Consider the following 18,629-nt stretch of genomic DNA (forward strand, 5'->3'; position numbering starts at 1 on the left):
ACAGATGTAAACACAGTAAACCAGCTATTGACATATTCAAAGCAGGCAGAGGCAGGAATACACCAAAAAGCAATACAGATGTTGCTTGGAGCAGGAAAACACACTTATTACAACAGTATCCATTTCAAGTGCATTTTTGGGGAATATGAAGCAGGGACATAAAAGATAGTAAATGTGATATGTAACATATAGTGTATTTAATACATATACAGCAGTATTGTAGATATTATCAGAATAAAGAGAAATAACTGAAATCCTATGTTTATAAATTGAGAGATGTCTTAATTATAAACATAGGATTTTGTTATATGGCAATATAATAGAAGAGTGTCAGGAAATACTTAGTGAGCAGGGGTGTAATGCTGATGAAAATAGCATCATGGAAATGTAGTAGTACTTTTAAATTAAAAAGGCTCTAAGATTTGATGTGAATTTTATAATGAATTATGTTTCCATATTTTTAAAGTAGTCTTTAGTGTAACTGGTATTTGTGTTATAGTAATGATAACAAAACATCAGGAAGTAAGAAAAAATGAGTGATAATAATACATTAGATTACTACAACCAGCATACAGCAGATTTTGTCAATACAACTCAAAATGTGGATTTTCATGAAATACAGGAACTTTTCTTATCGTTTTTGCCAGCGAAAGCAAAAATATTGGATTTTGGATGCGGTTCAGGAAGAGATACTAAGTATTTTATAGATAATGGATATGAAGTTGATGCAATGGATGGTTCAAAAGAATTATGTAAGGCAGCAACAAAGTACACTGGTATTCAGGTACATCATATGCTTTTCGAGGATTTTAATGCCAGTAATACATATGATGGGATATGGGCGTGTGCATCAATTCTTCATTTAAAGAAGTGCGAACTGTCTGATATGATAAAGCGGCTGTATCATGCACTTAAAAGAAACGGCGTGATATATATGTCTTTTAAGTATGGCGATTTTGAGGGCGTAAGAAATGGAAGGTATTTCACATATCTTACAGAGGAAAGTTTTGATATGTTGATGGAGCCTATAAATGGATTTAAGAAAGAAAAAATCTGGGCAACAGGTGATGTAAGAGAAAACAGGGGTACGGAGCAATGGTTGAATATTATACTTCGCAAGGTGACAATCATTTAATAGTTGAACAAAAATATTACAACATGCTGGATATAGAAGGATTTTCACAGATGATGAAGGATCCGTCGTATTGTTATAAATTCTACTGGCTTGAGGCTATTGTTCATCTGATTTCAGAAAATGTTTATCAGACAACATTTGATGAGATAATAGATGAAATGATATCAAATGCATGGTATTCAGTAAGAGAGTTCCATATACATCTTAGTGGAATACAATCTGATGGAATGGTAAGGGACGGGCTTGAAAGGGCAGTAAATTTGTTATCTGAATACAGCAGCTTACCTGCTAATGCGTCAAAAGTAGAAATAAAAAATGCAATCAAAGAATACAATAATGAACTTAAGGCGGTAAAGGAACAGCTTACAAATATGGTTCCGTACAGAGCATTGTCAGGATTCTTTTCAAAAAGTGATGAGCCTGCAGACTGGGGAAGTGTAAAAAGACTGACAGCATATATTAAGAAGGTCAATCAGATAATTGTGCCATTACCTTATATTCTTGGAGACAGCAGCAAACTAAAGAAAGAAGTATATTTTAATCTGGACTGGGTATTGATGATACAGGATAATACAGTAAATATACTTGGATGGATTCAGTATGAAAAGGTTAAATGGCTGCAAAACAATAATCCGGAAGTACCGGGATTAGTATATAAACTGGCACCTATTGATGAAAAGATGCGAAAGCTATCCCATGCAAGGAAACTGTGGGAAGGAATACTTGATGTATGTGAGGTAAGAGATGTATTTACAGGGAAGCCGGTAAATACTAAACAATATGACATAGATCACTTTATACCGTGGTCATTTGTAATGAATGATGAGTTGTGGAATCTGATGCCAATGGACTCTTCACTCAATTCCTCTAAGAATAACAAGCTTCCTAAGTGGGAACCTTTCTTTGAAATATTTGCTGGTAATCAGTTTATTATGTATAAAAAAATATATGAAAAACCGGAATTACATAAACTCTTTGAAGCTTGCTACAGAGATAATCTGCATTCTATATGGGCTGTAAGGGAACTGTATACTGCAGGAAAAGGTAAAACGGAATTTTGCCACATATTAGAAAAGAACATGCAGCCAGTATATGACTCAGCGAGACGTCAGGGATATGAAATTTGGAATAGGGACAAAGTACAATAATATTTGAAAGTACGAGATAGACCAAATTACAGATGAAGAAATCAATATAGTTTTGAGTTATTTGAGGATGCTTATATTAAGAGATGGTATAAGCTGTCAACTGATTTAAAAATCGATTAATTGCAAAAAGAGGTAATCATGCACATATATGTAGATGCGGACGCATGTCCTGTCATACGGATAGTAGAGAACATAGCTAAAAAATACAATATAGAAACAACGCTTATATGTGATACAAATCATGTGCTTACATCTGATTATAGTGATGTAGTCACAGTAAGCGCAGGGGCTGATGCAGTTGATTTTAAGCTGGTTAACTTATGTACGCGTGATGACATAGTTGTTACACAGGATTATGGGGTTGCAGCTATGGCGTTGAGTAAGGGTGCATATGCAATTCATCAGTCAGGAAAGTGGTATACTAACGACAACATAGATCAGATGCTTATGCAGAGGCACATAACTAAATGTGCGAAAAGAGCAAGCAGTAAAAATCATATAAAGGGACATAAAAAGAGGTCAAATGAGGATAATATTCATTTTGCAGAGTCGTTTGAAAAACTTGTGCTGTTGGCACAGACAAAGAAAGGGTAATGTAAATGGGATTATTTAGTAAGAAAAAGATAATGCGTTCTTATGATAAAGATAGCAAAAGACCAGTAATTAAGGCCAGCATCTGCACTGGTGAACAGGTAGCTGGATTTAAGGATATTCATACAGGTAAGATAGAAGAGATCATGCTGATTAGGAGTGAGGCAGACCTTGATAATTTCAAGAAAATGTATGGAATTAACGAAAAAATAGAAAAGGAATATTAAGATGAACGTTCAGATATTTGGAACTAAGAAATGTAATGATACAAAAAAGGCAGAGCGTTTCTTTAAGGAGAGAGGTATTAAGTACCAGTTTATTGATATGAAAGAAAAAGGGTGAGTGTCGTCCGGTGGACGACTTGCTACGAACCGACCGAGCCGGAAGGCGAGACTGAGCAAGGGCGAATTTAATTCAGTTGCTCAGGTTAATGGTGGACTGGAAAATATGATTAACTGGGAAAGTAAGAGTAAAAAATTATGATAAAGGAAATAGAAGATAGAAGAAGCATAAGAAAATATAAACCAGATAGAGTTAATAAAACCATGATTGAAGATATGATATACAGCGCTACACTTGCTCCATCTGCTAAGAACAGACAGCCATGGAAATTTATCGTATATCAGGGAGATGAAAAAGACAAATTGGTTGAAGTAATGCAGCAAGGTATTAATGCAGAAAAGATCAGCCATGAACTAATGCCAGAATGGGTATTTGCAATACCAGATGCTGAGAATACTGTAAGAATCATGCAGGAGGCACCATGTCTAATTGCTGTGCTTAATACTAATCAGAAGACACCATTTTCTGGCATAGAAAATGAAAAGAGAATTGTAGAAATCTGTGACTCATTATCTATAGGTGCTGCCATTCAAAATATGATACTTACAGCAACAGGGTATGGATTAGGTACTTTGTGGATTGCAAATACATGCTTTGCATACAATGATCTTGTTGATTTTATTGGAACTGACTGCCAACTGACTGGATTGGTTGCGGTTGGAATTGCGGATGAATCTCCAGATAAAAGACCAAGAAAACCATTTGAAGATATAATTGAATTCAGGTAGATGAGAGATTTCTCAGTTTAAGAAGTTTATGGGGCCTGTCTCCAAGACACTCCAAGACACGTTAATTTGAATTGTTTATTTTCATAAAATGTGTTACAATCAAGTTAGCCACAACTAATTATATTGTAAAAAAGGTAAATGTATGAGTGAAAGAATAAAACCTACTATCAGTGGCAGTGCTGAGACAATGCTCCAGAGCTTTTATGCCAGAGCCCAATATTCCAAAAGTAAACATAATAAATTCTATGATGCAAAGGCGGTAGAATTAGTCGATAAAATTGATTATGATTTTTCTACAGCGGCTAGGGATTCTACGATGGGGAAAGGGGTAATTGCCAGAACGGTAGTTTTTGATGAATTAGTAAAGAATTTTATAGAGAAAAATCCTGATTGTACGGTGGTTAATATTGCCTGTGGTCTGGATACGAGATTTTATCGCATGGATAATGGTAAAATTACATGGTACAATCTGGACCTTCCAGAAACGATAGCAATCCGCAATCAGATTTTCGAGGAATCAGGACGTGTTTCTACGATAGGAATTTCTGCACTTGACCCTGCATGGTCAAAAGAAGTAAAAGTGCGGGGGAAAATGCTTTTTATCATTGAAGGATTATCAATGTATCTGACAGCAGAAGAAAACGGTAAGATATTAAAAATAATAAAGGACAACTTTGATAATGCCTGTATTCTTATGGAATGTCTGGCAAAGGCATGGGTAAAGAAAGAAGGAACAGAAAAATCCATACAGCAAACAGGCTCAAAATTTGTCTTCGGTGCAGATCATTTTGAAGACCTTGGGAATATGACAACAGGGTATCATAAAATAAAAGATGATAATATTCTTCGTGGCATGGAGTTATTTTCATCTGCATACAGACTTTTGGCGTTATTACCTATTGCAAAAAAGGTTACGCAGAAGATTCTGATATTTGAAAAGGACGAACAAAGCATGTGAAAGAATCTTTATACGTGAATGTAAAACCACACGTCTGATGTTAAAATTGGAATTTGACGGAGTAATAGATATGAAAATCCGAGAAGTGAATGAGAATAAAAAGCAATTTATAGCATTATTGTTATTAGCTGATGAGCAGGAAAATATGATTGATCACTATCTTGAAAAAGGTACTATGTATGTACTTGAAGATGGTAATGTAAAAGCTGAATGTGTCGTTACTGATGAAGATAATGGAATACTTGAAATTAAAAATATTGCAGTTGATCCTCAGAATCAAGGACAGGGCTATGGGAAAGCATTGATTGACTTCCTTGTAAGTAAATATGCAGATGAATATTCTATTTTGCAGGTTGGAACAGGTGACAGCCCGTTGACCGTACCGTTTTATGAAAAATGCGGATTTGTCCGATCTCACAATATTCCGAATTTCTTTACGGACAATTATGACCACCCAATTTATGAGTGTGGTGTACAGTTAATAGATATGGTATATTTGCAAAGATGTTTATAACTTCCAGTTTACCAAGCCCTTTGAGAGAGGAGAAATCCTTTTCTCAAAGGGCTTTTTAATTTTACCGACATTCGTAAACTATAAGTAAAAGCCAAAACCTCATATACTCTAATCACAGAGGAAGTGGAGGTTTTGATATGAGTAACAGCTTAGCGGAAGTACATCCCGAATTGATTGCCGATTGGTCGGAAAAGAATTTGCCGTTGACTGTTGTTTAGCACATTAAATGTTACTCCATTCCTCATATTAAATGTGGTAAATATTGTCTAAGTAAGAGAAGCTATGTCACTTTCGTCCTGAATTATCCTGAAGTTATCCGGCTTTTTATATGCGGGTTCATTCCCCCAGCTCCTTAACAAGTTAAAACGGTAATGTTTTTTTTGTGTACAGTAGAGCACTATAGTATAATAAAACCAGTTTTTTTGCATAAGTTTAAAAGCTATAATAAGGAAATCGGCAAACCAGATGAAAGTCTTGGACGCAAAGCTACAGGGCCTTTAAAATGGCAGCCAGTTGCATAAAATGACGTGCACTGTCTGTTTGACAGTGTTTTTTTACGGAGTTATTTCACAGACGTAACAATAATGATTTTATCAGGAAAGAAATAGGTAAAGTATGAAAAAGGCAAAACGTTGTCTGATAGCAGTGGTGTCAGTATTCCATGGATCTTGGTGAAGACTGGTCTAATAATGAAATCATCCAGGCTGCAGCAATCGGTGAGTTTACAAACCTGGATGGTATTGAATGGTGAAACGGTGCAGAGATTGCAGCGGATGAATTTTTGATGCGTTTACCCGTGCGGAAAGTTCCATTACAAACAAAATACAGGGAACCGGACTTGGTATGGCTATGATTTTCTTCGGCTGATGGCCCGTTATTGGGATGTAGATTACGAATATGTCGGATATGATAAGAGCTGGGATGATATGCAGCAGATGCTTGAAGATGGCGAGATTGATATGGTAACATCTCCCAGCAAAACACCGGAAAGAGAAGAAAAGTTTGATTTTTCACGTCCGATAGGAACCAATAATGGGATTCTGACCGTCCGCAGTGACAACAGCACGATTGTGGATGGCAATTACAGTACTTACAACGGTATGCGTGTGGCACTTTTTAATGGAAGCTCCGAGATAAAGAGTTTGGCGGATTTTGCAGGCAACAAAGGATTTACATATGATCCATTTTATTTTGATACGACAGCAGAGATGGAGGAAGCTCTTCAGAGTGGAAATGTTGATGCTATTGCTGCTAGTTCTCTGAGAAAAACAAACAATGAGCGTATCGTGGATAAATTTGACAGCAGCGATTTCTATGTCATGGTTAAAAAAGGTAATACAGAATTGCTGAATGAGATCAATTATGCAATCGACCAGATGAATGCAGTTGAGGGCGACTGGAAAACGACACTTTATAATAAAAATTATGAAAGCATAGAAACTAAGAATCTGGAATATACCAAGAAAGAAAAAAGTATTATTTCACAGTATTCCAAGGACAATCCGCTTCATGTTCTGTGTGATCCGACCCGTTATCCATATTCTTATAATGAAAATGGTGAGATGAAGGGTATTATCCCGGATTACTTCCGTAAAATTGCAGACTATGCCGGGATTTCCTATGAGTTTCTTACACCTGCCACCAGAGATGAGTATATTGCCTATCAGAAAAATAAGGATATTACAGATATTAGCATCGATGCACGCCTGGAAACAGATAACTATGCTGAGACGAAAAAATGGGGGATTACTGCACCTTTCATTACAATGCAGCTGGCAAGGGTGACACGGCGTGACTTTGATGGAAAAATTAATGCTGTTGCTACTGTTGACCAGACAGTAGCAAATTCAATTGCAGATGCAATGGCACCCGATGCAGAAAAACTGATGTGCAGTACCCGACAGGAAATGATGGAAGCTGTCCGTAAGGGTAAAGCAGATGCTGCCTTCGTCTACTATTACATGGCACAGGCGTTTGTGAACAGTGACACTACGGGCACCATGACATATACTATGCTGGAACAGCCTACATTCACCTACCGTATGGTAATTTCATCAAATGAGAACCATGCGCTGGCTGGTATTCTGACGAAAGCAATGTATGCCATGCCCCAAAATCTTGTTGAAGATCTTGCAGCACAGTATACCACATACAAAGCAACAGATCTGACATTTGTTGACTGGATCCGTCTGTATCCTGTTGTTACTGTTTTGGTTCTTCTTATTTTTGGATTGCTGCTGACTACTATGGCTGTGACAATGGTGCATCTTAGTGCAAGAAAAAAAGCTCAGAAGGCGGAACAGAAGAAAACTGAGGAAATGGCGGAACTGGCAGAGCATGCACAGGCTGCAAACAAGGCAAAAACAGCATTTCTGTCACATATGTCCCATGATATGAGGACACCGATGAATGCAATCATAGGATTTACCGGTATTGCAATGAAAAACAATCCGTCAGACGAAGTGAAAAATTGTCTGGAAAAGATTGACGAAAGCTCAGAGCATTTACTGTCGCTGATCAATGATATATTAGATCTGACCAGCATCGAAAGTGGAAAAGTGAATTACAATCCGGTACCGGCGGATGTGAAAAACATTACAGATTCTGCATTGGATATATAAATATGCGTTACCGCATTTCGGATACTGGTATTGGCATGAGTGAGGAATTTACAAAAGAAGTTTTTGAGGAGTTTGCACAGGAAGATTCCGATGTGAGAACGCAGTACCATGGAGTTGGACTGGGGATGGCTATCGTAAAGAAGTATATATATATGATGGGTGGAACCATTTCCGTGCAGAGTAAAAAGCATAAGGGAACTACATTTACTGTCGATATTCCTTTGGAAATTACAGATAAGGAATGTAATAAGTCAGACACAGGTTTTTCTGAAAAGGTAAATCTTACAGGTGTGAATGTCCTTCTTGCAGAGGATAATGAACTGAATGCAGAGATTGCTACCGTGCAGTTGGAAGAGTTCGGGATGAATGTAGAAAGAGCTGTGGATGGAAAGAATGCCGTTGAGATTTTCAGAAATCATCCGGAAGGCACATTTGATGTAATCCTGATGGATATCATGATGCCTGAAATGAATGGTTATGAAGCTGTAAAAGTAATCAGGGCAATGAATGACAGACCGGATGGAAAAAACATTCCTATTATAGCAATGACAGCTAATTCATTTGCAGAAGATGTTCAGGCATCACTGGATGCAGGAATGAACGCGCATTTGTCAAAGCCGATTGTGATTGATGAAGTTATAAAAACGATTTTAAGGTATGTAGATACTTCCACTTTTGGAACAAGAAATAAGTAGTAGTTAGGAGATAGAGAATTGGTAAGACAATACAGCGATAACGATATAGACGCAGTGATGCAGATATGGCTTGATACGAATATTCAAGCACATCATTTCATACCGTCCGATTACTGGCGTACTAACTGCAATATGGTAAGAGAAATGCTTCCTCACGCAGAAATATATGTACATGAGGATGACTGTACAAAGCAGATAGATGGCTTCATTGGATTGAATGATGACTATATCGAAGGTGTTTTTGTAAAAGAAACAATGCAATCAAAAGGTATCGGAAAACAACTTCTAAATCATGCAAAGGAATTCAAATCAAAATTAAAATTAAGTGTCTATCAGGAAAATGAGAAAGCAATCAAATTTTATTTACGTGAGAAATTTAGTATTCAATCCGAAAGTGTGGACGATAACACAGGCGAAAAGAAATTTATAATGGTATGGAATCAGTAGATTCATATTTGTCTGACTCACAATAATTTAATAAAGTAAACCTCCAAATTGATGTAAGATAAAATTAATCAGTTTATTGGCCACATAATGGTTTACAGATGCATCAATAGCGCCAGCCCCTAAACCATATGGAACTGCAAAATGGTTTTGGTTACAGAATGCTTGCTGAGGCAATCAAAGCAGACCTGCAATATCGTATCAGTTGTCCGGTACTTCTTATCTGTGGCGAAAAGTATAAAGCGGGTTCAGCAAAAAGATATAATAGAAAATGGCATCAGAGGTTTCATTTCCGGCATTATTGCAGTTATATCGGTATTGGTAATATTAGCAGGAACCTATATGACGTCAAGTGGAATTAAAAACTGTAAATGAATAATGTTTGCAAAGAATGTAAGTATGTCCTGGTTGATTGTAACTAGTATATGAGAGGTATATGATAATATTTTACAATGATTTTAGTTGACAGTCAGAAAATGAGATTATACAATTAATTCGACAAATGTTAAGAGTATATATTGGGTATATTAGATTGGTGTGTTCAATATATTTTCTTAATATACAATATATTAAAAGTGAGGTGACGATAATGGACGGGCATGATAGTCCTCGAATAGGGAACAATGACATAGATTATAAGCCGACAAAGCTATTGTCTGCGTTTCTTAAGGGACGTGTGCAATAGTCTGTTAAAGTCGCGTATTTTCTAATCTTAGTCATTGTTCTTGCCATAATGAAAGGAGAATAATGATGAATAAGATTCTATCAAATGTAGTTATACATAAGGATTATAGCAAGGATATTGTTAGAGTCCTTAGAAGTAGTAAATCTGATGAATTAATCCGCAGGAAGTTATCTAAATATCACGAGAATGATATAGCAGATGCAATTAAGCTTTTGGACAAAGATACAAGAATAAGGCTTTACAAGATTCTTGGTGTAGACTGGACGGCAGAGATTTTCTCATATCTGGAAGATACACCTGAATACATTGAAGAATTTATGACAGAATTATCTGTAGATGAGGCGGCAGATGTCCTTGAAAAAATGGATGCTGATGATGCTGTAGATATTCTTGATAATGTATCAGAAGAAGAAAGACAGGCACTTATATCACATATGGAAAAGGATGCCAAAGATGATGTGTGTCTGATTTATTCATATGACGATGATGAGATTGGCAGTAAGATGACTACTAATTTCATATGCATAAACAATAAGCTTACAATAAAGGAAGCTATGAAAGAGCTTGTTGCACAGGCAGAAGAAAATGATAACGTCAATACAATATATGTGGTTGATGATAATAACATATATTATGGTGCAATAGATTTAAAAGATCTTATTGTAGCAAGAGATTACCAGAAGCTTGAGGATATAATAAGTACATCATATCCATATGTATATGCTCACGAAAAGATGAGCGAATGTATCGAAGATTTAAAGGATTACAGCGAAGATTCAATTCCAGTATTAAATAAAGACAAAGAAATAATAGGTGCTATCACATCTTCTGATATCATAGAAGCGGTAGATGAAGAGATGAGCGATGATTATGCAAAGCTTGCCGGTTTGACAGAGGAGAATGACCTTACAGAGGGGCTTTTTGCAAGTATGAAGAAAAGGCTTCCATGGCTTATTCTGTTACTGTTCCTTGGTATGGGAGTATCATCTGTAGTTGGCATATTTGAAAATGTAGTGTCACAGCTTGCGATTATTGTATGCTTCCAGTCACTCATACTTGATATGGCAGGAAATGTTGGAACACAGTCACTTGCCGTTACAATCAGAGTTCTTATGGACGAAGATATATCAGCTAAGCAGAAGCTTGAATTTGTGTTAAAAGAGATGAGAATTGGTTTTGCTAATGGCTTGCTGCTTGGTTCTATGGCATTTATATTACTTGGAATATATATTACCCTTGTTAAGGGCAAGCCAGTACATTATGCATTTGCAATATCGGGTTGTGTAGGTGTATCATTACTGCTGGCAATGCTTATATCAAGTCTTATTGGTGTGCTTACACCAATGTTCTTCCATAAGATAAAGATAGACCCAGCTGTAGCTTCGGGTCCACTTATAACAACAATTAATGACCTTGTTGCGGTTGTTACATATTATGGACTGGCTGCGGTTGTGCTTATCGGTATGCTTCATATAACAGGATAAATGATATATAAATGATACCAGAATTGTGGAAGTGCGTAGCACGGAACAATTCGTAGGTATCAAAGTCGGGGTCTTTTGACCCCGACATCATATAAATATAATTATAGAAAGGAAGTCTGCTATGAGTGATATATTAGAGGTTATTAAGACAAGAAGAAGCGTAAGAAAGTATAAAAGTGATATGGTTCCTGCGGAGATTATAGATAAAATTATTGAAGCGGGAACATATGCGGCTACAGGAATGGACAGACAGTCACCTATTATACTTGCAGTTACTGACAAGGAATTAAGAGATAAGCTATCTAAGATGAATTCTGTAATAATGGGAAAGTCAGAAGATTTTGATCCATTTTATGGTGCACCAGTTGTGCTTGTTGTTCTTGCTGATAAGAGTATGCCTACGTACATATATGATGGTACTCTGGTTATGGGAAATCTTATGCTTGAGGCACACGCACTTGGTGTGGATAGTTGCTGGATACATAGAGCTAAGGAAGAATTTGAGAGCGAAGAAGGCAGAGAGATACTTAAATCACTAGGCATAGAAGGTAATTATGAAGGAATCGGACATTGTATACTTGGTTATGTAGATGGAGAAGAACCTCAGTGTCACCCAAGAAAAGATAACTGGGTATACAGAGCATAGCTTGTAATATTTTGATGAAATTATACATTTAATAGTTTTGCAAATTGATATTTAACAGATAAAAATGCAGGAAAAAGAAATGGAAGAATAAAGAAACTGATAGAAAAGGAGATTAAGATATATGGTTAAACACGTTATATTGTGGAAGTTAAAGGAAGAACTTACAGCAGAAGAGAAGGAAAATGTAAAGGCAGGTATTAAGGAAGGTCTTGAAGGACTTGCAGGAAAAGTGCCTGGTCTTGTAGATGTAAAGGTTAATATCAATGGTTTGCCAACATCAACGGTAGATGTTATGCTTGATACAACATTTACAGATGCAGATGCTCTTAAGGCATATAGCACTAATCCGCTTCATGTTGCAGTAGCAGACGGAAAGGTACGCCCATATACGGCAGTAAGATCCTGCCTTGATTATGAAGTGTAGAATTAATTGTTGAATAAACTTCAGAAATTGAATCATAATAATTTTTTAAAATGGAAAAATAAAGTTATAGATTGACATGATTCATAAGGATATGCTATTATTTATCTATATGAATATATTAAAGACTGGGAAAGAGACTTCTTTTCATGGAACCTGACAGGAAAGTGATGCCACCGACTGAAAGCATACACAGGGAATTGTCAAGAGGAACACTCTGGAGTTGAATATCTGAATTATATCAATGCCCTTGGAATATGTTATGAAATGCGTATGCATGCAGCTGTTATAGACAGGCAGGTGATATATGTAGGTTATTACGTTGTACGCGTTAAGTACTTAAAGAGGAATGATAAGAAGCCTGAGTGGTTAAGTTATTGATGACAAGTTTCTAGATGACAGCTATTCAGAAGCGGATTTCGTTCAATGCGGGTGGTACCGCGGATAATTATGTATTATTCGTCCCGGAATGCTGGTAAGGCATTCCGGGATTTTTTGCGTGCAGATAACGATTGCCACTAAGTTATATCGTTACAGCCTTTGCAGAAAGCAGGAACAATATATTTATCAGCTGCAACAAGACACACATTAACAATATAAAGCAATCAGAAAGGAGCTATTATCAAGATGGCAAACATTTACAGAGATGTCACATTACAGAATGTAAGTGAGAACGACATTGGAAAGCAGATGAAGGTATCAGGATGGGTTGAGAACATCCGTGATCACGGTGGAGTTTCATTCATCGATTTAAGAGATATGTACGGAGTATTACAGGTAGTTATCCGTGAACCAGAACTCTTAAAGGGTATCAAGAAGGAAGAGTGTATCAGTATCGATGGTGTTATGGAACAGAGAGATGAGGAAACATATAATCCTAAGATTCCATCAGGAACTATTGAACTTGAAGCTAAGAAGATTACAGTATTAGGACAGGTTTACCAGCAGGTTCCATTTGAAATCCAGACATCTAAGGAAGTAAGAGAAGATGTAAGACTTAAGTACAGATACTTAGACTTAAGAAATCCTAAGGTTAAGGATAATATGGTATTCCGTTCAAAGGTTATATCATTCCTTCGTCAGAAGATGACAGATATGGGCTTCCTTGAAATCCAGACACCTATTCTTTGTGCTTCATCACCAGAAGGCGCTAGAGATTATATCGTTCCATCAAGAAAGTATAAGGGTAAGTTCTATGCACTTCCACAGGCACCACAGCAGTACAAGCAGCTTATTATGGTATCTGGTTTTGATAAGTATTTCCAGATAGCACCTTGCTTCAGAGATGAAGATGCAAGAGCTGACCGTTCACCAGGAGAATTCTATCAGCTTGATTTCGAGATGAGCTTTGCTACTCAGGAAGAAGTATTTGCAGTAGGTGAAGAAGTGCTTACAGAAACATTTGCAAAGTTTGCACCAGAAGGTTCAGTTGTAACACAGGCTCCTTATCCAATCATAAGCTATAAGCAGGCTATGCTTGAGTTTGGTTCAGATAAGCCAGACCTTAGAAACCCACTTAGAATTATAGATTTGTCCGATTTCTTCAATAAATGTACATTTAAGCCATTCCAGAACAAGACTGTAAGAGCTATCAATGTTCATGCTAAGCTTTCAAAGGGACAGCATGAGAAGCTTCTTAAGTTCGCTACAGGAATCGGTATGGGCGGACTTGGTTACCTTGAGGTTCTTGAAGACCTTTCATATAAGGGACCTATTGATAAGTTTATACCAGATGAGCTTAAGGGCGAGATCAGAGAACTTGCGGGACTTCAGGCAGGAGATACAATATTCTTTATCGCTGATAAGGAAGATAAAGCTGCATTCTTTGCAGGACAGATTCGTAACGAGCTTGGCGCACGCCTTGATTTAATAGAGAAAAATGCATACAGATTCTGTTATGTAAATGATTTCCCTATGTTTGAAAGAGATCCTGAAACTAAGAAGATTGGTTTTACACACAATCCATTCTCTATGCCACAGGGTGGTCTTGAAGCACTTAATACTATGGATCCGCTTGATATTCTTGCTTACCAGTATGATATCGTATGTAATGGTGTTGAATTATCATCGGGTGCTGTGCGTAACCATGATATGCAGATTATGGTTAAGGCATTTGAAATTGCAGGATATGATGAAGAAGTACTTAAGGCTAAGTTTGGAGCACTTTACAACGCATTCCAGTTCGGTGCACCACCACATGCAGGTATGGCACCAGGTGTTGACCGTATGATTATGCTCCTTAGAAATGAAGAGAATATCCGTGAGGTTATCCCATTCCCAATGAGTGGTACAGCACAGGATCTTATGTGTGGAGCACCTAATGAGGTAACAGAACAGCAGTTAAGAGAGGTTCATATTAAGGTCAGAGACTAATGGAAAAAATCCTTATATCAAAGATTTAAATGCAACGGAGTAATTCGCGGATATCAAATGCAGTGGAGTAATTCGCAGATATCAAAGGGAAAATATAAGACGTTAATATGAAAGAAAGGATGGTATGTTATGGCTAATGTGATTAGTGATGAAACTATCGAATATGTAGGTATTCTTGCTAAGCTTGAGCTTTCTGAGTCGGAAAAAGAGGATGCAAAGAAGGATATGGCAAGCATGCTTGATTATATAGATAAGCTTGGCGAGCTTGATACAACAGGTGTTGAGCCTATGTCACACGTATTCCCTGTGAATAATGTCATGAGGGAGGATGTTGTTACTAATGGTGACGGAAGCAAGGATACACTTGCCAATGCACCAGAGGCTAATGAATATGGATTTATAGTTCCTAAGACGGTAGAGTAATAATATTGTATTTTACATCAGGCAGATGATGATACAATATCGGGATATGTTATGTACAATAACAAAATGCGTTATGTACGATAACAAAATGCGTTATATACAATAACGAAATAGATTATGTACAATAACAAAATATATGCAGGAAAGGAAAAATGCTATGAGTTTATTAGATTGTACAGCCGTTGAACTTGCTGCAAAGATTAAGGCAGGTGAAGTGACAGCGGTAGAAGCTATGCAGGCTGTTGTTGCTCAGATTGAAAAGTCTGAAGCAGAGCTTAACTGCTATGTGACATTTGACAAGGAAAAAGCATTACAGGCAGCAGCTAAGGCTGACGAGGATATCAAGGCTGGAAAGCTTACAGGACCTTTAGCTGGTGTACCTTTTGCTATTAAGGATAATATGTGCACAGAAGGCATGCTTACAACATGTTCTTCTAAAATACTTGGTAACTTTGTTCCAACATTTTCGTCTGAAGCAGTTATAAGACTTCAGGAGGCAGGTGCAGTTATTATCGGTAAGACTAATATGGATGAGTTCGCTATGGGCTCAACAACAGAAACAAGTGCATTCGGAGCAACTAAGAATCCAAGAAATACAGAGCACGTTCCTGGTGGTTCGTCAGGTGGTTCAGCTGCAGCAGTTGCAGCAAATGAGTGCTTTGCGGCGCTTGGTTCAGATACAGGTGGTTCTATAAGACAGCCGGCATCTTACTGTGGTGTTGTAGGTATGAAGCCTACTTATGGTACTGTTTCAAGATATGGACTTATAGCTTATGGTTCATCACTTGATCAGATAGGACCATTATGTAAGGATGTAACAGACTGTGCTACTATTATGGAAGTTATAGCAGCAAAGGATGATAAGGACTCTACATCAGTAAAGAGAGAAGATACAGCATTTACAAAGGCTTTAGTAGATGATGTTAAGGGACTTAAGATAGGTATTCCAAGAGACTACTTTGGCGATGGACTTGATCCTGAGGTTAAGGAAGCTGTTATGTCGGCAGCTAAGGTGCTTGAAGAAAAGGGTGCCATAGTTGAAGAATTCGACTTAAGCCTTGTAGAGTATGCTATACCTACCTACTATACAATAGCTGCCGCTGAGGCAAGCTCTAACCTTGAGAGATTCGATGGCGTTAAGTATGGTTACAGGACAAGCGAGTATGAAGGTCTTCACAATATGTATAAGAAGACACGTTCAGAGGGCTTTGGACCTGAGGTTAAGAGAAGAATAATGCTTGGTTCATTCGTACTCAGCTCAGGTTATTATGATGCCTACTATTTAAAAGCATTAAGAGTAAAGGCTCTTATTAAGAAAGCCTTTGATGAAGCATTTGCAAAGTATGATGTAATACTTGGACCTGTTGCACCAACAACTGCTCCTAAGATAGGCTCATCTTTAGCAGACCCTATCAAGATGTATCTTGGCGATATATATACAATATCAGTTAACCTTGCAGGTCTTCCAGGAATAAGTGTACCTTGTGGAAAGGACTCTAAGGGACTTCCAATAGGTGTACAGCTTATAGGCGACTGCTTTAAGGAAAATAATATAATCCGTGCTGCATATTCATATGAGCAGGCACGAGGAAGATTTGAATAAGGAGGAGGTCAGGCAATGAAAGATTATGAAGTAGTTATTGGTCTTGAAGTTCACGTTGAGCTTGCTACAAAGACTAAGATATTCTGCGGCTGTTCAACAGCATTTGGTGGAGCACCTAATACACACACATGCCCTGTTTGTACAGGTATGCCAGGCTCTCTTCCAGTTCTTAACAAGAAGGTAGTAGAGTATGCTATGGCGGTTGGTCTTGCAACTAACTGCTCTATAACAAGAGACTGCAAGTTTGATAGAAAGAATTATTTCTATCCTGATAATCCACAGAATTATCAGATATCACAGTTATATCTGCCTATATGCCGTGATGGCCATGTAGACGTAAAGCTTGAAGATGGAACAGAAAAGTCTATAAGAATTCACGAGATTCATATGGAGGAGGATGCAGGTAAGCTTATACACGATGAGTGGGAGGATGTATCCTATGTTGACTATAACCGTTCAGGTGTGCCTCTTATAGAAATCGTATCTGAGCCAGATATGAGAAATGCAGAAGAGGTTATTGCTTATCTTACTAAGTTAAGAAATACTATCCAGTATCTTGGAGCATCTGATTGTAAGCTTCAGGAAGGTTCTATGAGAGCTGATGTCAATCTTTCTGTAAGAGAAAAAGGCAGTACAGAGTTTGGTACAAGAACAGAAACTAAGAATCTTAACTCATTTTCAGCTATCCAGAGAGCTATTGAGGCTGAAACAGCAAGACAGATAGATATAATTGAAGCTGGTGGACAGGTTGTTCAGGAAACAAGAAGATGGAATGATGATAAGGAATATTCATATGCTATGCGTTCTAAAGAGGATGCACAGGATTATAGATATTTCCCTGATCCAGACCTTGTACCAATCCACATAAGCGAAGAATGGCTTGATACTATCAGGGAAGCACAGCCAGAGTTTAAGGATGAGAAAATGCTTCGCTATAAGGAAGAATTCGGAATTCCTGATTATGATATCAATATGATTACTGATTCTAAGAAGCTTGCTGATATATTTGAAGAAACAACAGCCTTATGCAATAAGCCAAAGAAAGTATCTAACTGGCTTATTACAGAGACTATGCGTATTTTAAAGGAAAAGAATATGGATCCTGAGGATATCACATTCTCACCTAAGAGTCTTGCAAGAATTATTGAGCTTGCAGATGAGGGCGCTATTAACAGTAATGTTGCTAAGGAAATATTCGAGAAGATATTTGACGAGGATATTGATCCAGATAAGTATATTGAGGAAAATGGACTTAAGCAGGTTAATGACGAAGGTGCACTTAAGGCAACAGTTGAGAAGGTTATAGCTGATAATCCACAGTCGGTAGCTGATTATAGAGCAGGTAAGGAGAAGGCTATCGGATTCCTTGTAGGCCAGACTATGAAGGCTATGCAGGGTAAGGCTAATCCGGGAATGGTTAATAAGCTTTTAAAAGAGCTGCTGTAGATTTTAGGAATATGTTTAACAAAGACGATGTGGGAAGCGGCAAGGTGCAGAGTGCGGCGGACGGCGGACGGACGATTGGAGAAATCGGCGGAAGCAACAAAGACACGTTTGCACTGAGTGTCGCTCGCAGCGGTACTAAAGCACTAAAGGACAGCGCTTAAGTGCCGGCGGCTCCCCATCGCCTTTTTATGCTTCCGCCGGTTTCTCCAATCTGTGTGTTGGCGGACTGCGATGGTTGCGGGGCTGGAGGGGTGAACATATTTTGTTAAATGTATTTGGAGATAGACAGATAAACAGAAAGAGAGGGGGGTACCGCCTCTCTTTTTTGATGAAAATATACTAAAATATATATTTGGATTTATATGTTTGGGG

General features: G+C 37.6%; 17 protein-coding genes, 1 pseudogene and 1 riboswitch. All 18 genes and pseudogenes read left to right on the forward strand.

All coding sequences use genetic code 11. From position 1 onward, the window contains the following. Nucleotides 1–532 precede the first annotated feature (532 nt). The 18 genes and pseudogenes from BM157_RS05415 (at nucleotide 533) to gatB (ending at nucleotide 18,257) form a co-directional block, all read left to right on the forward strand. Nucleotides 533–1,135: a class I SAM-dependent methyltransferase gene (locus BM157_RS05415; RefSeq protein WP_090140238.1), complete on the forward strand. Its 603-nt coding sequence runs from the start codon at nucleotides 533–535 to the stop codon at nucleotides 1,133–1,135. 50 nt (nucleotides 1,136–1,185) lie between these two features. Then, nucleotides 1,186–2,283, forward strand: a complete 1,098-nt coding sequence (locus BM157_RS12940) for an HNH endonuclease domain-containing protein (protein WP_318255824.1) — start codon at nucleotides 1,186–1,188, stop codon at nucleotides 2,281–2,283. 138 nt (nucleotides 2,284–2,421) lie between these two features. Beyond that, on the forward strand, nucleotides 2,422–2,877 hold the full coding sequence (locus BM157_RS05425) for a YaiI/YqxD family protein (RefSeq protein ID WP_090140240.1): 456 nt from the start codon (nucleotides 2,422–2,424) through the stop codon (nucleotides 2,875–2,877). A 5-nt stretch (nucleotides 2,878–2,882) separates the two neighbouring features. Next, complete coding sequence (locus BM157_RS05430; protein ID WP_022502339.1) at nucleotides 2,883–3,101, forward strand: hypothetical protein; 219 nt, start codon at nucleotides 2,883–2,885, stop codon at nucleotides 3,099–3,101. A gap of 1 nt (nucleotide 3,102) precedes the next feature. Next, a pseudogene (locus tag BM157_RS13210) lies at nucleotides 3,103–3,354 on the forward strand (arsenate reductase family protein); the annotation flags it as partial. After that, on the forward strand, nucleotides 3,354–3,944 hold the full coding sequence (locus BM157_RS05440; protein ID WP_090140241.1) for a nitroreductase family protein: 591 nt from the start codon (nucleotides 3,354–3,356) through the stop codon (nucleotides 3,942–3,944). The pseudogene BM157_RS13210 and the gene BM157_RS05440, both read left to right, overlap by 1 nt. A gap of 142 nt (nucleotides 3,945–4,086) precedes the next feature. Further along, nucleotides 4,087–4,902, forward strand: coding sequence for a class I SAM-dependent methyltransferase (locus BM157_RS05445; RefSeq protein WP_055176426.1), 816 nt, complete (start codon nucleotides 4,087–4,089; stop codon nucleotides 4,900–4,902). 70 nt (nucleotides 4,903–4,972) lie between these two features. Next, nucleotides 4,973–5,416, forward strand: coding sequence for a GNAT family N-acetyltransferase (locus BM157_RS05450; RefSeq protein WP_020993163.1), 444 nt, complete (start codon nucleotides 4,973–4,975; stop codon nucleotides 5,414–5,416). A 445-nt stretch (nucleotides 5,417–5,861) separates the two neighbouring features. Continuing rightward, a riboswitch (cyclic di-GMP riboswitch) is annotated at nucleotides 5,862–5,937 on the forward strand. Nucleotides 5,938–6,342: 405 nt separating this feature from the next. Then, nucleotides 6,343–8,037, forward strand: a complete 1,695-nt coding sequence (locus BM157_RS12950) for a transporter substrate-binding domain-containing protein (RefSeq protein WP_439655294.1) — start codon at nucleotides 6,343–6,345, stop codon at nucleotides 8,035–8,037. Nucleotides 8,038–8,039: 2 nt separating this feature from the next. Next, the gene (locus BM157_RS12960) at nucleotides 8,040–8,732 is read left to right on the forward strand and encodes an ATP-binding response regulator (RefSeq protein WP_318255825.1); all 693 of its coding nucleotides are present in this window, start codon (nucleotides 8,040–8,042) and stop codon (nucleotides 8,730–8,732) included. Between the two features lie 18 nt (nucleotides 8,733–8,750). Then, the gene (locus BM157_RS05460; protein WP_090140243.1) at nucleotides 8,751–9,179 is read left to right on the forward strand and encodes a GNAT family N-acetyltransferase; all 429 of its coding nucleotides are present in this window, start codon (nucleotides 8,751–8,753) and stop codon (nucleotides 9,177–9,179) included. Between the two features lie 747 nt (nucleotides 9,180–9,926). Further along, nucleotides 9,927–11,345 (forward strand): magnesium transporter, encoded by a 1,419-nt coding sequence (gene mgtE, locus BM157_RS05470; protein WP_022501706.1) that lies wholly within the window; start codon nucleotides 9,927–9,929, stop codon nucleotides 11,343–11,345. 121 nt (nucleotides 11,346–11,466) lie between these two features. After that, nucleotides 11,467–11,991 carry a nitroreductase gene (locus BM157_RS05475; protein WP_090140245.1) on the forward strand — a complete coding sequence of 175 codons (525 nt, stop codon included), beginning with the start codon at nucleotides 11,467–11,469 and terminating at the stop codon, nucleotides 11,989–11,991. A gap of 121 nt (nucleotides 11,992–12,112) precedes the next feature. Further along, nucleotides 12,113–12,415: a Dabb family protein gene (locus BM157_RS05480; protein WP_090140247.1), complete on the forward strand. Its 303-nt coding sequence runs from the start codon at nucleotides 12,113–12,115 to the stop codon at nucleotides 12,413–12,415. Between the two features lie 624 nt (nucleotides 12,416–13,039). Then, the gene (gene aspS, locus BM157_RS05485; RefSeq protein ID WP_090140249.1) at nucleotides 13,040–14,785 is read left to right on the forward strand and encodes an aspartate--tRNA ligase; all 1,746 of its coding nucleotides are present in this window, start codon (nucleotides 13,040–13,042) and stop codon (nucleotides 14,783–14,785) included. A 129-nt stretch (nucleotides 14,786–14,914) separates the two neighbouring features. Continuing rightward, complete coding sequence (gene gatC, locus BM157_RS05490; protein WP_022204437.1) at nucleotides 14,915–15,208, forward strand: Asp-tRNA(Asn)/Glu-tRNA(Gln) amidotransferase subunit GatC; 294 nt, start codon at nucleotides 14,915–14,917, stop codon at nucleotides 15,206–15,208. A 157-nt stretch (nucleotides 15,209–15,365) separates the two neighbouring features. Next, complete coding sequence (gatA, locus tag BM157_RS05495) at nucleotides 15,366–16,811, forward strand: Asp-tRNA(Asn)/Glu-tRNA(Gln) amidotransferase subunit GatA (protein WP_022204436.1); 1,446 nt, start codon at nucleotides 15,366–15,368, stop codon at nucleotides 16,809–16,811. A gap of 15 nt (nucleotides 16,812–16,826) precedes the next feature. Continuing rightward, nucleotides 16,827–18,257: an Asp-tRNA(Asn)/Glu-tRNA(Gln) amidotransferase subunit GatB gene (gatB, locus tag BM157_RS05500; protein WP_022204435.1), complete on the forward strand. Its 1,431-nt coding sequence runs from the start codon at nucleotides 16,827–16,829 to the stop codon at nucleotides 18,255–18,257. Nucleotides 18,258–18,629: the final 372 nt, after the last annotated feature.

Origin of the sequence: [Lactobacillus] rogosae (assembly GCA_900112995.1) — a bacterium.
Classification (GTDB): domain Bacteria; phylum Bacillota; class Clostridia; order Lachnospirales; family Lachnospiraceae; genus Lachnospira; species Lachnospira rogosae.